General features: G+C 63.0%; 13 protein-coding genes. 5 read left to right on the forward strand and 8 right to left on the reverse strand.

The features are described 5' to 3' along the window. Positions 1 to 921, reverse strand: a complete 921-nt coding sequence (gene rbsK / locus ACIPO9_RS01150; protein ID WP_400778349.1) for a ribokinase — start codon at positions 919 to 921, stop codon at positions 1 to 3. A gap of 374 nt (positions 922 to 1,295) precedes the next feature. Next, positions 1,296 to 2,183, reverse strand: a complete 888-nt coding sequence (locus ACIPO9_RS01155; RefSeq protein ID WP_400778351.1) for a LysR family transcriptional regulator — start codon at positions 2,181 to 2,183, stop codon at positions 1,296 to 1,298. Between the two features lie 106 nt (positions 2,184 to 2,289). Between ACIPO9_RS01155 and ACIPO9_RS01160 the strand changes: the two genes are divergently transcribed. After that, entirely contained in the window at positions 2,290 to 2,787 is a 498-nt protein-coding gene (locus tag ACIPO9_RS01160) for a multidrug/biocide efflux PACE transporter (RefSeq protein WP_400778353.1), read from the forward strand. Between the two features lie 159 nt (positions 2,788 to 2,946). Here ACIPO9_RS01160 and ACIPO9_RS01165 read toward each other — a convergent pair whose 3' ends face one another. Continuing rightward, on the reverse strand, positions 2,947 to 3,822 hold the full coding sequence (locus ACIPO9_RS01165; protein WP_400603731.1) for an alpha/beta fold hydrolase: 876 nt from the start codon (positions 3,820 to 3,822) through the stop codon (positions 2,947 to 2,949). Positions 3,823 to 4,060: 238 nt separating this feature from the next. Between ACIPO9_RS01165 and ACIPO9_RS01170 the strand changes: the two genes are divergently transcribed. Then, on the forward strand, positions 4,061 to 4,498 hold the full coding sequence (locus ACIPO9_RS01170; protein WP_274131825.1) for a carboxymuconolactone decarboxylase family protein: 438 nt from the start codon (positions 4,061 to 4,063) through the stop codon (positions 4,496 to 4,498). 228 nt (positions 4,499 to 4,726) lie between these two features. Further along, complete coding sequence (locus tag ACIPO9_RS01175; RefSeq protein WP_400778356.1) at positions 4,727 to 5,560, forward strand: PhzF family phenazine biosynthesis protein; 834 nt, start codon at positions 4,727 to 4,729, stop codon at positions 5,558 to 5,560. A 3-nt stretch (positions 5,561 to 5,563) separates the two neighbouring features. Here ACIPO9_RS01175 and ACIPO9_RS01180 read toward each other — a convergent pair whose 3' ends face one another. Both ACIPO9_RS01180 and ACIPO9_RS01185 read right to left on the reverse strand, forming a co-directional pair. Beyond that, entirely contained in the window at positions 5,564 to 6,715 is a 1,152-nt protein-coding gene (locus tag ACIPO9_RS01180) for an MFS transporter (protein WP_400778359.1), read from the reverse strand. A gap of 266 nt (positions 6,716 to 6,981) precedes the next feature. Continuing rightward, positions 6,982 to 7,623 carry an HD domain-containing protein gene (locus ACIPO9_RS01185; RefSeq protein WP_400603738.1) on the reverse strand — a complete coding sequence of 214 codons (642 nt, stop codon included), beginning with the start codon at positions 7,621 to 7,623 and terminating at the stop codon, positions 6,982 to 6,984. Positions 7,624 to 7,878: 255 nt separating this feature from the next. Here ACIPO9_RS01185 and rarD point away from each other — a divergent pair, with 255 nt between their 5' ends. Then, positions 7,879 to 8,763, forward strand: a complete 885-nt coding sequence (gene rarD / locus ACIPO9_RS01190) for an EamA family transporter RarD (protein ID WP_400778362.1) — start codon at positions 7,879 to 7,881, stop codon at positions 8,761 to 8,763. A 173-nt stretch (positions 8,764 to 8,936) separates the two neighbouring features. Here rarD and zapE read toward each other — a convergent pair whose 3' ends face one another. Together zapE and ACIPO9_RS01200 are read right to left on the reverse strand one after the other, a co-directional pair. Beyond that, a complete protein-coding gene (gene zapE, locus ACIPO9_RS01195; protein WP_400778364.1) occupies positions 8,937 to 10,058 on the reverse strand; it encodes a cell division protein ZapE in 1,122 nt (373 codons plus the stop codon). A 9-nt stretch (positions 10,059 to 10,067) separates the two neighbouring features. After that, positions 10,068 to 11,270 (reverse strand): MFS transporter, encoded by a 1,203-nt coding sequence (locus ACIPO9_RS01200; RefSeq protein ID WP_274131819.1) that lies wholly within the window; start codon positions 11,268 to 11,270, stop codon positions 10,068 to 10,070. A 679-nt stretch (positions 11,271 to 11,949) separates the two neighbouring features. On the opposite strand from ACIPO9_RS01200, the gene ACIPO9_RS01205 reads away from it, so the two are divergent. Then, on the forward strand, positions 11,950 to 13,395 hold the full coding sequence (locus ACIPO9_RS01205; protein ID WP_400778367.1) for a SulP family inorganic anion transporter: 1,446 nt from the start codon (positions 11,950 to 11,952) through the stop codon (positions 13,393 to 13,395). Positions 13,396 to 13,401: 6 nt separating this feature from the next. Here the strand turns inward: ACIPO9_RS01205 and ACIPO9_RS01210 are convergent, their stop codons facing one another. Further along, on the reverse strand, positions 13,402 to 14,925 hold the full coding sequence (locus tag ACIPO9_RS01210) for an ArnT family glycosyltransferase (protein ID WP_400778369.1): 1,524 nt from the start codon (positions 14,923 to 14,925) through the stop codon (positions 13,402 to 13,404). Between the last annotated feature and the right edge of the window lie 2 nt (positions 14,926 to 14,927).

Genomic DNA, 14,927 nt, shown 5'->3' on the forward strand with positions numbered 1-14,927 from the left:
TTACAACGTGTCGAGAAAACGCCCGAACGTGGCAGCGTCCGGGTAGGAACTCTGGGAGCCCAGCCCCGTGACCGAGCAGGCGGAATAGGCAACCGCCTGGGTCATGGCGCGGCGCATGTCGCCGTCCTGGCTCCAGTGGTGGGAGAAGCAGCCGATGAACGCATCGCCTGCGCCGGTGGTGTCGCGCGCGTCGACCTTGACACCCTCGACGCGAAACTCGCCCTCCTCGCCCACGTACAGCGCGCCCTTTTCACCGAGGGTCACGATCACGTGGCGGATGCCGTCCTCTACCAGTTGCAAGGCAGCGGCGCGGGCGGAGTCCACCGAATCGACAACCCGCCCTGTGACCAGCGCCAGTTCGGTTTCGTTGGGGATGAAGAAGTCCAGCTTCGACAGGTGCTCGCGGCTCAGGCCCTTGACCGCCGGTGCCGGGTTGAGCAGCACGGGAATGCCGTTGGCCTTGGCGAAATCGATGGCGTAGTAAACGGTTTCGAGTTCGATTTCCAGCTGCAGCACGATCAGCTTGCAGTCGCGCAGGGCGGCTTGAGCGGCGTCGATGTCAGCGGGTTTGAGGTGGGCGTTGGCGCCTTTGACGATGAGGATGCTGTTGTGCGAATCGCTCTGCACAAAGATAGGCGCGACGCCGCTGGAAACGCCCGGCACGCGCTGCACGAACTGGGTGTCGATGCCGAAGCGCTTGAAGTTGGCCAGGGTGTTGTCAGCGAACATGTCGTCGCCAACCTTGCTCAACATCAGCACATCGGCGCCCAGTTTGGCGGCAGCGACGGCCTGGTTAGCGCCCTTGCCGCCACAGCCCATGGCGAAATCCGGCGCTTCCAGGGTTTCCCCCAGGGCCGGCATCCGGTCGATGTAGGTGATCAAATCCACCATGTTGCTGCCGATGACCGCGATCTTGTTCATGTGTGTCGTACCTTGTTCACGCCTCCGACAGGCATCGGGGGCGTTATTATTTTTGTTATTTAAATAACATTTACTGTGACTATTCAACCTCTTTTTTGTAGGGGGATGGTGATGGCCGGGTAAAAAGCCGCCGGTGGTGATCGTTTGGAAGGTGGCAAGCCTTGGAATAGAGGGGTTCAGGGCTCAAGACGGGAAGATGACCGATGGTCGCAATCGTTTGCGTTGAGGGTAAAACGTCGCACGGTTGGTGGACATTGTCGACCTTGAGGCCGCCCCCGCGGGCAAGCCCGGCTGCTACGGGATCGGGGCGCGACACGGTCCGTAGCAGCACGGCTTGCCGGCGGGTCGATCTGAAGGTCAGTACAAATGCCGGCTCAATACCCGCCCCTGCCCTCCAGCAACGTATCCAGCAACCACGCCCCCGCCGGCCCCAGGCTTTTCTGTCGCGACCAGATCACGTCCACCGCCGAACTGCGCGGCCAGCCGGGAACCTGCAACTCCTTGAGCCGTCCCTGGGCGTAACCGCGCACCAGCCAGCGCGGCAGGGCCGACCAGCCGAAGCCGAAGATCGCCATGTCCATCAGCAACAGATAATTGGGCGCCGACCAGGTGCGCCGCGCACCGCTGGGCAAGTCATCGGTAGGAATGCTTTCGTCGATGATGGTGTTCAGGCGCAGCGCGCGATGCTCGGCCAGCTTGCGATAATCGACAGCGCTCTCGGCCGCCAGCGGGTGCTTGTGGGACACGAACAGGCCGAAATCGGCACGCTCGGCGATGGTCGCGTGCCCCACTTCCGGCGGGTAGCTGGCCTGGGCCGACAGCAAACCCAACGACGCCCGCCCGGTCTGGATCAGGTTGATGGCATCGCCGTGCTCGGCAAACACGCATTCGAGCTCAAGTTCGGGGAAGCGCTGGTCAAGCTCGGCCATGCGCGCCTCGAATTCGGCGAACTGGTTGGCATCCGAGAGCACCAGCGTCAGCCGTGGCTCCACGCCCCCGGCCAGTTGCCCTGCGGCACGGCGCAGTTTGTCGGACGCGGCCAGCACTTCCTCGATGCGCCCGTGCAACGCCTTGCCCGCTTCGGTCAGGGTCGGGTGTTTGGAGGAGCGGTCGAACAACTCGACCCCCAGGTCGATCTCCAGCCGGGAGATGGCTTCGCTGACCGTCGATTGGCTCTTGCCCAGACGCCGGGCCGCCGCGCTGAAGGAGCCTAGGGCGATGGTCTGGGCGAAGGCTTCAAGAGCCTCGGGTGAGTACCTCATGGCAGGACTCTAAGTCATCCATCGGTTTATCCGATGGAAACAATTTTCACTTTAGTCCATTGCCCCACGACAATGCACGCCTGCCCAGCCATAAAGTGAAGTTGTCATGCCAGTCAGCACCCTGTCGCAGAACAAGGCCGCGAAGTCGGCCGTTCCAGCGAAATCCATCAAGGAGCGCGCTTTTCATGCGCTGCTGTTCGAACTCATCGGCGTGGTGCTGTTCGCGCCGGGCCTTGCCTGGGTGCTCGGCCAGTCGCTGGGCAAGATGGGGGCGATGACGGTGATGATTTCCACCGTCGCCATGCTCTGGAACATGCTGTTCAACGCAGGCTTCGACCGGCTGCGCGCCAGGCTCGGGTTTGCCATGACCCTCAAGGTCCGGGCGCTGCACGCGATCAGCTTCGAAACCGGGCTGATCGTCGCCGTGGTGCCACTGGCCGCCTGGTGGCTGTCGATCAGCCTGTGGGAAGCGTTCCTGCTGGATATCGGTCTGTTGCTGTTGTTCCTGCCGTACACCATGGTGTTCAACATGGCGTACGACAAGGTGCGCGAAAAGCTGGTGGCACGCCGCGATGCCCGACGACTGACCCGCTCTCGCGCCTGACAAGACACCCTCTGCTTGACGAAACACATCCTGTAGGAGTGAGCTTGCTCGCGATGGTGTCCAGTCAGACGATGGTGCTGTGACAGACACTCCGCCATCGCGAGCAAGCTCACTCCTACAGGGGCAGCGGTGGGAGTACCAGTAGTGGTGGCGGCGTGTTTAAGTCAAAAATGGCATCACCTCGGCCAACAACTCTTGCGGAATTTCCTCCGCCAGGTAATGCCCGCCCGGCAGCGCCTTGCCACGCACGTCGGTGGCGACCTGCTGCCACTCCTTGAGCGGCTCGAAGCATTTGCCCACTGTCCCCTCGCCGCCCCACAACACCAGCAACGGCAAGGTCAGGTGATTACCCGCCGCGATGTCAGCCCGGTCGTGTTCCAGGTCGATGCCGGCGCTGGCGCGGTAATCCTCGCACACCCCGCGTGCCGCGCCCGGCAGCCGGAGGCAGCGCAGATACTCGGCGAAGGCCTCGTCGGTGAACGGCGCCAGTCCCGCGCTGCGGCTGCCCATGACGCTGCGCAGGTATTGCTCCGGATCTGCCTGCAACAGCATTTCCGGCAGCGGCGCCGGGCGGATCAGGAAGAACCAGTGCCAGTAGGCCCGGGCGAAGGCTTCGGTGGTCTGGCTGTACATCGCCAGGGTCGGGGCGATGTCGAGCAATGCCATGCGGGTCACGGCCTGGGGATGATCCAGCGCCAGACGATGGGCCACCCGGGCGCCGCGATCATGGGCCAGAATCGAGAACGTCGACAAGCCCAGCTCGCGCATCAACTCGACCATGTCGCGGCCCATTTCCCGCTTGCTGTAGCTGGAATGATCCTCGCTGGCGGGCGGCTTGCTGCTGTCGCCGTAGCCGCGCAGGTCGGCGGCGACCACCGTGAAATGCTGGCTCAGGTGTTCGGCGATCTTGTGCCAGATGACGTGGGTCTGCGGGTGACCATGCAACAGCAACAGGCCCGGCCCGCTGCCGCCGATGCGGTAGGCGATCTGCACGCCGTTGACCTGACGCTGGTCTTTCTGGAATCCGGCAAACATGGATGACTCCTTGTGATGAATGGCTCACATGCTAGAGCGCTGGGCTCGCGGGGCAAGGCGCAAAGCGTGTCGCCGGCGTTCATGAAGCGTGATCGCTGACAGGAGACCAATCACGGCAGCCCCGTGCAATTGGTCTGCAAATATCCCGTTCCATTGGCTATTCGGTCCCTGCGACCTCAAGCGTAATGTAGGGCCACTCGCAACGAACTTTCCCACTTCTGCTACGGAGCACAACCACATGAACAAGCGCATTTCCTGGGCCCAGAAATCCCCTGAAGCCTACAAAGCCATGGTCGGTCTTGAAACCGCACTGGCCAAGTCCGGCCTGGATAACTCGCTGCTGGAGCTGATCCGCCTGCGCGCTTCGCAGATCAACGGCTGCGCCTACTGCGTGAACATGCACGCCAACGATGCGCGCAAGGCTGGCGAAACCGAAGCCCGTCTGCAGACCCTGAGCGTGTGGGCCGAAACCACCTTCTTCAGCGACAAGGAAAAGGCCGTGCTGGCCTGGGTCGAAAGCCTGACCCAGCTGTCGATCCACCACGCCCCGCAGGATCAATACGAAGCGTTGCTTGCGCACTACAGCGAAGCCGATGTGGCCAACATCACCCTGGCCATCGCCACCATCAACGCCTGGAACCGCTTCGGTGTCGGTTTCGCGATGATCCCGGCCTGAGCATCAATCGCTACCACCCCGTAGCAGCACGGCTTGCCGGCGGGAGCGGTGTGTAAGATGACATATGCGTCACAGATATACCGCTCCCGCCGGCAAGCCGTGCTGCTACGGATTTGTGTTTGAGCATCAAGCTGACGAATCCCACGCATAAGCACTTTTGGTTGGTGTCCGGTGCCCTGATTGAACGAGACTTGCACAACTTCCCCAAGGCGCAAGGATCCTTCGAACATGGCACTGGACATCCTCAGACTCGCGGCGTTTTCCGACGCCGATCAAGGCGGCAACCCGGCCGGCGTGTGGATTGGCGAAATCTTCCCCGATGACGCCACGATGCAGGCGGTCGCCGCCGAGGTTGGCTATTCGGAAACCGCGTTCGCGGTGCCCGAGGGCGATGCCTGGCGCGTGCGCTACTTCTCCCCCGAAGCCGAAGTGCCGTTCTGCGGCCACGCGACCATTGCGCTGGGTGCGGCATTGGCCGGGCGTTATGGCGAGGGGCTGTACGAACTGCAACTGAACCAGGCGCGAATCAGTGTCGAAGGCCACAAGCAAGGCACGCTGACCTCCGCCGCGCTGCAATCGCCACCCACCCACAGCCAGCCGGTCCACCGTGAGCTGTTAAGCGCGGCCATGGCCCTGTTCGACCTGCAGGCCGAAGACATCGACCTGCGCATCCCCCCTGCCCTTATCAATGGCGGCGCGCAGCATCTGGTGCTGGCGCTGAACCGTCGCGACACCCTGAAAAACATGCGCTATGACTTCGCCAGCGGCCGTGAGCTGATGGTGCGCGAAGGCCTGGTGACTATCCTGTTGGTGTTCGCCGAAAGCCCCCGCCTGTTCCACACCCGCAACCCGTTCGCCTTTGGCGGCGTCTACGAGGACCCGGCCACCGGGGCAGCATCTGCAGCATTCGCCGGCTATCTGCGCGACATCCGCTGGGATCACGGTGGCGCCATCGATATCGTGCAGGGCGAGGACATGGGCAGCCGCTCGCGGATTCACGCCACGTTCAGCGACGTGCCCGGCAGCTCGATTCGCGTGTCGGGCACCGCGCGCCCGCTCTGAGTCTCACACCTTCAGGTAGCGACCACTGAGCGCCACACCCAGCAGCATCAGCGCGATAATCAGAAACGCCGCGCCGAGGCTGCTGAGGTGGGCAACGAAGCCGATCCCCGCCGGGCCCATCAGGATGCCGATGTAGCCCAGGGTGGTAATGGCCGGGACCGCGACATTCTCCGGCATGGTCTTCTGCCGCCCGACCGCGCTGTAGAACACCGGGACGATGTTGGAGCAGCCCAGCCCCACCAGCGCGTATCCCACCAGCGCCGCCTGCCAGTGCTCGACCAGGGTAGCCACGGCCATGCCGACTGCTGCGCACAAGCCGCCGAAGAGGATGATCCGATGCACGCCCAGGCGCCGCACGATGGGGTCGCCGCACAATCGGCCGATGGCCATCGCCAACGCAAAGACGGCGTAGCCGAACCCGGCATAAGAGGGTTCGATGCCGCGCTGGGTGCTGAGGAACACCGCGCTCCAGTCGAGCATCGCGCCTTCGGTGAGAAACACGGTGAAGCACATCAGGCCGATGAACAGCACCACGCCGTGGGGAATCGCGAAGGCAGGCCCGCCCGCCTCGCTGCCGTACCCCAGCAGGTTGGGGCCGGCCTTGTACATGGCCAGGACGATGAACAGCGCCACCAGGGTCATGCTCAGCCATGGCCACACGCCCAGGCTCAACAGCGCCGACACGCCCGCCGCACCGACGATGCCGCCGCAACTGAACAGCCCGTGAAAGCCCGACATCATGGTCCTGCCGCTGGCGCGCTCGACGATGATCGCCTGGATATTGGTCACGCATCCCAGCGCGCCCATGCTGGCGCCATAGATGAACAGGGTCGCGACCATCAGCGGTATCTGGGTCAGGGTGGCGAGCAATGGCAGGCACAGGCAGGCGATGCTGCCGACCGTCAGGATGATGCGCCGACAGCCGTAGCGCACGGTCAGGGCACCGGCCAGGGGCATGGACAGGATCGAGCCGATGCCCAGGCACAGCAGCAACAGGCCCAGGCCTGCGTCGTCCAGGCCGAGGCGATCCCTGGCATAGGGCACCAGCGGCGCCCAGGCGGAGATGCTGAACCCGGTGATGAAGAACGCAACCCGGGTGGAAAACTGTTCCAGCCGCCCCGGAACGGTGGGCGCGGCGGTACTGATGGAGGTCATGCAGGCTCCCTTGGCAACGACGCCAGCCCTTCATGGGCCGACCAGCCATGAGCCTAACAGGGGTTGGCGTGATGTCGAAGGAGGGTTATTTGAGGATTTCGCCTCACAGATGCCTCAGTCCCGCCGAACACCACAACCACTGTAGGAGTGAGCTTGCTCGCGATCGCGGTCATTCAGACAATGCAGGGGTCACTGCCCCACCGCTATCGCGAGCAAGCTCACTCCTACAGAAAAGCCGTGTTTCAGTAGCGCCTACGCCAGACGCTTCAAGCCTTCCACGACGAGCTGCGGATGATGTTGACGAAATTCATCGGCTTGAATTTCGGATCTTCATCCACCAGCACGTCAGCGTTGACGGTGCCGAAGGTGGTGTCCGGCTTGTGGCGGAAACCGTTGGCGAATGCGCAGAGGATGCATTCCTTGAACTCATCGCCGCGCGGATGGGCGTGGGTCACGACTTCGCGCTGCTGGTCGCTGAACGCATCGTACTGGATGCCCAGCACGTCCATTTCCACCCCTGCGGTCACCAGGGCCACGTTGGGGCGCAGGTGCTCCGGCACGCCCGGCGTGGTGTGCAGTGCGATGGACAACCAGACTTGCTCCAGATCGCCTTCGGAAAGGCCGAACGGTTTGGCGAAGGCGCGGGCAGCATTGGCGCTGTCGACTTCGAAACGCAGGTCGGGGCTGCTGTGTTGTTCCATCAGGCCCAGGTCATGGAACATCGCGCCGACATACAGCTGCTCGGCGTCGTATTTCAGGCCCTTGCGCTCGCCGGTCAGGGCGCCCCACAGGAACACGCGACGGGAGTGATGGAACAGCAGGTCGGTTTCCTGCTCGCGGATGTACTCGGTGGTGGCGCGTGCCAGGGCGCTGTCGGGGATCTTGATACCGGCGATTTCTTGGGTCATGGCGATGCTCCTCAAAGGACCGCGCCGGTGTTGGCGCGTTGAGGAAAAGTCTGAGGCCGGCGGCTTTCGCGCTCAATCGGCGCGCGGTTTCGTTCTCTGCCAAAGAGGCGTCGTTTACTGCCATCAGAAGCGACGTTTACCAGATTGCAGACCATCGCCCCGAGCACCTTCGGCTAAACTGCGCGCCACTTCACGCAAGCCAGCCATCAGAGCAAGGCACCGGAAGCCTTCATTGAAATCAGAAAAGGAGCCCCTGTGTACAAGGGTGTTGCGTTATCGGTCATGGCCTCCTGCCTCTTCGCGGTCATGTACTTCTACACCTCATTGCTGAAACCGCTCAGCGGTGAGGAAATCTTCGGTTGGCGGATGTTGCTGACCCTGCCCTGTGTGACGATCTTCATGCTCTGGAGCGGCGACTGGAAACTGGCGCGCGCCCAGGCCAAGCGCATTCGCCAGAACCCGGCGCTGCTGCTGATCATGGCGCTATCGGCGTTTCTCATGGGCGTGCAATTGTGGCTGTTCATGTGGGCGCCGCTGCATGGGCGCAGTCTGGATGTGTCGCTGGGGTATTTCCTGCTGCCCCTGACCATGATCCTCACCGGTCGGCTGGTCTACGGCGAGCACTTGTCACACCTGCAGAAAATCGCCGCCTGCTGCGCCATTGTCGGGGTGGGCAATGAGCTGCTGCGCCTGGGCAGTTTTTCCTGGGAAGTGCTGGTGGTGTGCGTGGGTTACCCGATGTATTTCGTCCTGCGGCGCAAGCTCAAGACCGACAACCTGGGCGGCCTGTGGTGGGACATGGTATTGATCCTGCCGGTGGCGATCACCTTCATCTGCAAGGGCAACCCGTCGGTGGTGGAGCAATCGCCGCGCCTGTATGTGTTGATTCCGATCCTGGGGGTCATCAGCGCTTCGGCCCTGATCAGCTACATCTTCGCCAGCCGCCTGTTGGCGTTCAGCGTGTTCGGCTTGCTGAGCTACGTGGAGCCTGTGCTGCTGGTGTTCGTCGCCCTGGCGCTGGGGGAATCCATCCAGCGTGAGGAATGGATGACCTACCTGCCGATCTGGCTGGCGGTGGTGGTGCTGGTGATCGAAGGCGCCAAGCATGTGTTGCGGCATCGGCGTAGAAGCCAGGCCTGAGGTGACACTGCTTTTGTAGGAGCGCGCTTGGTCTGGGCCGCACTCGGACGAACTGCCGCAGGGCGGCAGTAAACCCGGCTAACGCGGTTTGCCTGACACGGCCAAGGTGCCTGATTTTACTGCCGCTTCGCGGCAGATCGCGGGCAAGCGCGCTCCTACAGGATAGGGTGCGGCTACTTTCCGAACCGCGCCAATTGCATCTCCTGCAACCGGCTCAAGGTCCGGCGGAAGGCGAAGGCCAGGTAGCCCTCGGTGTAGAGGTCGTGCATTGGCATGGCCGCTTCGACGTACAGCGGCACCTTGCGGTCGTAGCACTCGTCCACCAGCGCAATGAACCGCCGCACGCCGTCATCGTAGGGTGACAGCTGCGGCAGTTCGCGATCGCCTGCCGTCACCTGCTCCACGCCATCCTCCGTGCCCCGGGCAATGCGCCCTTCACGCTGGGGCGCGCTCAAGGCGGGTACTTCGCTCAAGAGCACGGCCTTGTAGCGATCGCACAGTTCGATGAAATCCATGGCCGCCAGCGGCTGCTCGCAAATGTCTGCATAGCGGCACCAGAGCACCGTCTTGCTGCATCGCACCACCGGCAAATGACGGCGCCCCACCGGCACCGGCTGGATCGAAACCGACTCGCCACTGCTCAAGGTCTCGAACACCTCGACCAGCGCGCTCGGCCCTTTCTCCTGGGTGACCCAATAGCGCTGCTGGGCCTGCCCCGGATGCAGGCGATGGTCTTCGCCGCCGTCCACCGACACCACGTTCATGTAGTGATTGATCGCGGTGATCGCCGGAATGAACCGCTCGCGGTTGTGCCCGGTGGAATACAGCTGCTCGGGCAGTTGATTGGACGTACAGACCAGTACCACGCCCTCCTCGAACATGGCCCGCAACAGGCCGCCGAGGATCACCGCATCGCCGATGTCGTTGACGAACAGCTCGTCGAAGCACAGCACCCGCACTTCCTGGGCCAGTTCATGGGCCAGCACTTCAAGTGGCTTGGCAACGCCCGTCAATTGAAACAGGCGCTGATGCACCCAACGCATGAAGTGATGGAAATGCTGGCGCCGGGCCGGAATCTGCAGGCCCTCGAAAAAGCGGTCCATGAGCCAGGTCTTGCCCCGGCCCACCGGCCCCCACAGGTACACGCCCTTGGGCACGCCATGGGAGCGCCCGGCGCGCACCGCGCCCCAGCATTCCTGCAGTTGCAGCGCCGCCTTGCGCTGGGCCTCGTCCGGCTGAAAACCCTGTGTATCGACCGCCTGCTGCCAGGCATCCAGAGGAGAAAGGTGCGTCATCGCGAAACGTTACCGGGTTTGTTGATCGTGGCGCCTGGAGTAGGACGCGCCCAGCAGGTAGAAGCAGCCGCCGCCCACGATAAAGCCCGCCAGCATATAGAACATGAACGCCGGTGGCTGCGTCGCCAGCGCGAAACCGCACAGCACCGGGCCCAGCGCACCGCCGAGGTTAGACAGGTTCTGCGCGCCGTAGTACATGCCGCGCAGGTGGGTCGGGGCGATGCGGTCGATGAACATGTATTCGGCGGGGAACACGATGATCTCGCCGAGGGTGAAGATCGCAATCGCAATGCCCCAGTGCAGCACGCTGGTGGACATGGCAAAGCCCACTACCCCCATCAGGAACAGACTGAAACCTGCGGTCAGCCACTGGTTCAGGTACTGATGGCTGATGTGCTTGCCGACCAGGTATTGCAGGCAGATCACCACCGCCGCATTGACCGCCACCACGGTGCTGATGACCTGATAGGCGAACTCGGCGGTGTGGGTGGTCACCAGAAATTGCGACAGGTATGCAGTGAACTGACCGAACACCACGGCACTGAGCACACCGCCAATGGTGAAGCAGACAAGGCGATAGTCTTTGAGCAGGATCCGCCCGACCGCCAGGAACGACACCGGCGCGTTGGCAGGATCGGCCGAGCTGAGCTTGCGATCGCCATAGATCGAATAGACCAGGAAGTAGCCCAGCCCCAGCACCGCCGACATCACGAACGGCAGCTTCATGTTCCAGTGGGCCAGCCCCGCTCCAATGAACGGGCCGACTGCATAGCCGATGTTGATGAGGGTGTAGCGTACCGAGAACACCTTGCTCTGCTCTTCCACCGGCAGAAGCTTGCCGAAGGCCGCCTTGACCACGATGTCGATCACCGAATAGGCGAAGTTGAACGAGACCAGGAACAGGAAGAACAGCCACAGCTGCCCGGTGACGCACATGCCGACGAAGCCGACGAAGAAGAACCCGGTGAAGCACAGGATCAGCTTGTAGCTCGACAGTTTGTCGGTGAGGTAGCCGCCGTAGAGGCTCAGCAAGGAGCCTACGATCAGGGCGCTGCCGACGATCATGCCGATGTCGCTGATGCTGAGGGTGAAGTTCGATGACAGGTAGATCACCAGGTACGGCAGGGTGATCGCGCGCCCGAGCGTCAGGAACAGGGACGAGGACAGCAGCAGCTGGACCGAGGCGGGGTAGTGTCTGAGGGCGGCGAGCATCCGTGTTCTGTCCTTGGCGATGGGGGTGGGCGTTTAAGCCAAACATCGTTACACAATCGCGGTTGACTGGACACTGAGATAAATTCATTTGCGTCTTTAAGGTGATGATCGTTCCCACGCTCCGCGTGGTAACGCCTTGAACGACGCTCCGCGTCGGGTTGCGACGCTGACGTTGCGTGTATATCCGTTCCCGATGGTGGTGCTGATTGCGCTTTCCGCCCTTACGGCGGGTCACTTTTTCCAAGAGCTGAAAAAGTAACCAAAAAAGCCCTGCGACAGGCTGGGGTCCTTCGGACTTCCCTCGACTCCGGCGCCGTTCCGGGGGCACGCCATGATGGGCCATCCATGGCCCGCACGGCTTTCGCGGCATCCCTGCCGCTCATCCCCCTCCACGACACCTGCGCTCGGCCTGGCGCCTTGACGTCGCGCCCTGTGTCGCCTGCACCATCGCGCATGAAGATCAAAATCTGAAGCACGACACCATCCCGTAGCAGCACGGCTTGCCGGCGGGGGCGTCCTCAAGATCGCTCCCGCCGGCAAGCCGTGCTGCTACGGGTGTAGTCACCTCAATCCCGCGATGGCGTCATCAAGATCGCCACGCTGCCCAGCCGTGCTGCTACAAAAGGCGGCTCACATTCCGTAACATCCCCGCCTTTGTCGCTTCATTTTCAGGAACTCCATGAAACCCGCTCGTCTACGCGCCGATGTGCTTGCCGGCCTGACCACTTCTTTTGCCCTGGTGCCCGAGTGCATCGCGTTTGCGCTGGTGGCGCATCTCAATCCGTTGATGGGGCTGTATGGCGCGTTCATTATCTGCACGCTCACTGCCCTGTTCGGCGGCCGGCCGGGGATGGTGTCGGGGGCGGCGGGTTCCATGGCGGTGGTGATCGTCGCGCTGGTGGTGCAACACGGCGTGGAGTATCTGCTTGCAACGGTGCTGCTGGGCGGGCTGGTGATGATGGCCTTTGGCGTGCTGCGCCTGGGCAAGCTGGTGCGGATGGTGCCGTATCCGGTGATGCTCGGCTTCGTCAACGGCCTGGCGATTGTGATTGCCATGGCCCAACTCGAACACTTCAAGAACGGCGAATCATGGCTCAGCGGCACGCCGTTGTACCTGATGCTGGGGCTCGTCGCGCTGACCATGGCCGTGGTGTATCTATTGCCGCGCCTGACCCGCGCGGTGCCCCCTGCGCTGGTGGCCATTCTCGGTGTTGGTCTTCTGGTGTACTTCTTCGCGCTGCCGACTCGCACCTTGGGCGACATGGCCCATATCGCCGGCGGCTTGCCGAGTCTGGCGCTGCCGCAGGTGCCGTGGAACCTTGAAACCCTGCGCATCGTCGCGCCCTACGCGATCCTGATGGCGCTGGTGGGCCTTCTGGAAACCCTGTTGACCCTCAACCTCACCGACGAAATCACCGAAAGCCGCGGCTATCCCGACCGCGAATGCATGGCCCTGGGCGCGGCCAATATCGCATCGGGCCTGTGCGGCGGCATGGGTGGCTGCGCGATGATCGGCCAGACCGTCATCAACCTCAGCTCCGGCGGCCGGGGTCGGCTGTCGGGGATCGTAGCCGGGGTGATGATCCTGATGTTCGTGCTGTTTCTCTCGCCGCTGATCGAGCGCATCCCGCTAGCCGCGCTGGTGGGCGTGATGTTCGTGGTGTCGCAGCAGACCTTCGCCTGGGCCTCGTTGCGAGTGCTGCGCAAGGTGCCGCTCAACGACGTGCTGGCGATCATCGCGGTGACCATCGTCACAGTGCTGACAGACCTGGCCACCGCCGTGATGTTCGGCATCCTGATCGCGGCGCTCAACTTCGCCTGGCAGCAGGCCCGCGAGCTTTACGCCGACAGCCACATCGAGGCCGATGGCAGCAAGCTGTACCACCTGCACGGCACGCTGTTTTTCGCCTCGACCACGACCTTTCTCAACCAGTTCGACCCGGCGCAGGACCCCGCCATTGCGACGCTGGACTGCCGCCACCTGCGCTTCGTCGACTACTCGGCAATTGCCGCGCTGATGACCCTGCGCGAACGCTACGAGAAAGCCGGCAAGCACCTGCGCGTGGTGCACCTGTCCGAGCGCTGCAAGAAGCTGCTCAAGCGTGCCGGTGTGCAGCACGCCTGAGGCACCTTACAGAGGCTTTTGCCAGGCGAAGCTGTAGGCCTTGTCTGGCAACGTAGCCTGGCACTTGCCGTTGTCGGCGCCGGCCCCCACCAGAAACCATTCGGCGCGAGAAGTATCGCCCACGCTGCGGGCCTTCTGCGGGTCGTAACAACGCGCCATGTCCTGGGCAGGCACCAGCGCGTAGGCGTTCGGATGGCCGCGCAGCCACACCACCGAATGCTCCAGCGGTTGCGTGTCCTTGAAACCGAAATGCACCAATGGCTGCTGAGCGAAAACCCAGTGGCCCTCGCGCCAGTCCACCAGCACGATTTCGGCGTTCTGCGTCAGCACGGCCACGTCGCGCATCATGGTTTCATGGGGGTTGATGCCCTCATGGCGAGGCTCGACAAAACCGCGCACGAACCAGGCGCACAGCCACAGTACCGTGAGCCCCACGAACACCGTCCGGCCTTTGGGCCGCTTGCCGAACCAGCGCCGCAGCAGCCACGGAATCAGCGGCGCGCTGACCAGCACCAGCGCAGGCACCGCCGGGAAGATGTACAGCTTGCGCTTGCCGGTGCTGATGCTGAAAAACACCAACACCAGCAGCACCCAGCCCAGCAATACCAGCACCCGACCGTCGTGGCGCATCAGTTGCTTGCGCCACGCAGGCACCAGCCACGGCAACATGAACAGGATCGGAATCCAGTACTTGGGAATGACCTGCACGAAGAAGTACCAGAACGGCTCGCGATGATCCCACGCGTTGGCGTAGCGGCTCGCCGTCTGTTTGAAGAGGATTTCCTGGGCATAGGCCACGCTGTCGGCGCTGCCCTGGGCGACGATCACCAGCAACGGCACCAGCCACACCGCGATGGCCGCCAGGGCCACCAGCAAGCCCAGCCACCATTTCTTTGCGCTGCCGGACGGCATCGCCACCACACCCTTCCAGCCCTTGCGCACGGCGTATGCGTAAGGAATCAGCATCAGCACCGGCAGAAACCCCACGCCCTTGCTGATGATGCCAAAGCCCATGGCCGCGCAGGCGATGTAATACCAGCGCCAGTCGGGGCCGAGCAGCAAGTGCCGGCACAGGCCATAGATGCCCAGGATCGTCCACAGGGCCAGGAAGCCGTCGATCTGCCCGGTCTGCAGGATGCTGTAGCTCTGATAGGTGCACAGGAACAACAGTGCGGCAATCACCCCGACCCGCCGCCCCCACAGGCGCCGACCCAGGTCGTACAGGCAACCGGTGGTCACCGCGCCTGCGATGAGCGCGGGCAGGTACAGCGCCACTTTCGGCAGATGCGTGAGTTGCACGAACAACGCCACCGTCCACATGAACAGTGGCGGTTTGTCCGCGTAGATTTCCCCTGCGCGATGGGGGATGAACCAGGAACCGTTCTGCAGCATCTCCAGAGCGACGCCCAGAAAGCGTTCTTCATCGACGTTCAGCGGCTGACGCCACCCCAGCCCCGCACCCAACAGCAATACCGACAACAGGACAAAAAACCACAACTCCAACCGCGGGCTAGCCAATCGAATCCGCACTG

The sequence above is a fragment of the Pseudomonas sp. NPDC090203 genome, assembly GCF_044746765.1.
Taxonomy (GTDB): Bacteria; Pseudomonadota; Gammaproteobacteria; order Pseudomonadales; family Pseudomonadaceae; genus Aquipseudomonas; species Aquipseudomonas putida_AD.

Bases quoted from the DNA above. Each gene is read 5' to 3' on its own strand.
- rbsK (WP_400778349.1), bottom strand. From the start codon at position 921: ATGAACAAGATCGCGGTCATCGGCAGCAACATGGTGGATTTGATCACC.
- ACIPO9_RS01155 (WP_400778351.1), bottom strand. From the start codon at position 2,183: ATGAGGTACTCACCCGAGGCTCTTGAAGCCTTCGCCCAGACCATCGCC.
- ACIPO9_RS01160 (WP_400778353.1), top strand. From the start codon at position 2,290: ATGCCAGTCAGCACCCTGTCGCAGAACAAGGCCGCGAAGTCGGCCGTT.
- ACIPO9_RS01165 (WP_400603731.1), bottom strand. From the start codon at position 3,822: ATGTTTGCCGGATTCCAGAAAGACCAGCGTCAGGTCAACGGCGTGCAG.
- ACIPO9_RS01170 (WP_274131825.1), top strand. From the start codon at position 4,061: ATGAACAAGCGCATTTCCTGGGCCCAGAAATCCCCTGAAGCCTACAAA.
- ACIPO9_RS01175 (WP_400778356.1), top strand. From the start codon at position 4,727: ATGGCACTGGACATCCTCAGACTCGCGGCGTTTTCCGACGCCGATCAA.
- ACIPO9_RS01180 (WP_400778359.1), bottom strand. From the start codon at position 6,715: ATGACCTCCATCAGTACCGCCGCGCCCACCGTTCCGGGGCGGCTGGAA.
- ACIPO9_RS01185 (WP_400603738.1), bottom strand. From the start codon at position 7,623: ATGACCCAAGAAATCGCCGGTATCAAGATCCCCGACAGCGCCCTGGCA.
- zapE (WP_400778364.1), bottom strand. From the start codon at position 10,058: ATGACGCACCTTTCTCCTCTGGATGCCTGGCAGCAGGCGGTCGATACA.
- ACIPO9_RS01200 (WP_274131819.1), bottom strand. From the start codon at position 11,270: ATGCTCGCCGCCCTCAGACACTACCCCGCCTCGGTCCAGCTGCTGCTG.
- ACIPO9_RS01205 (WP_400778367.1), top strand. From the start codon at position 11,950: ATGAAACCCGCTCGTCTACGCGCCGATGTGCTTGCCGGCCTGACCACT.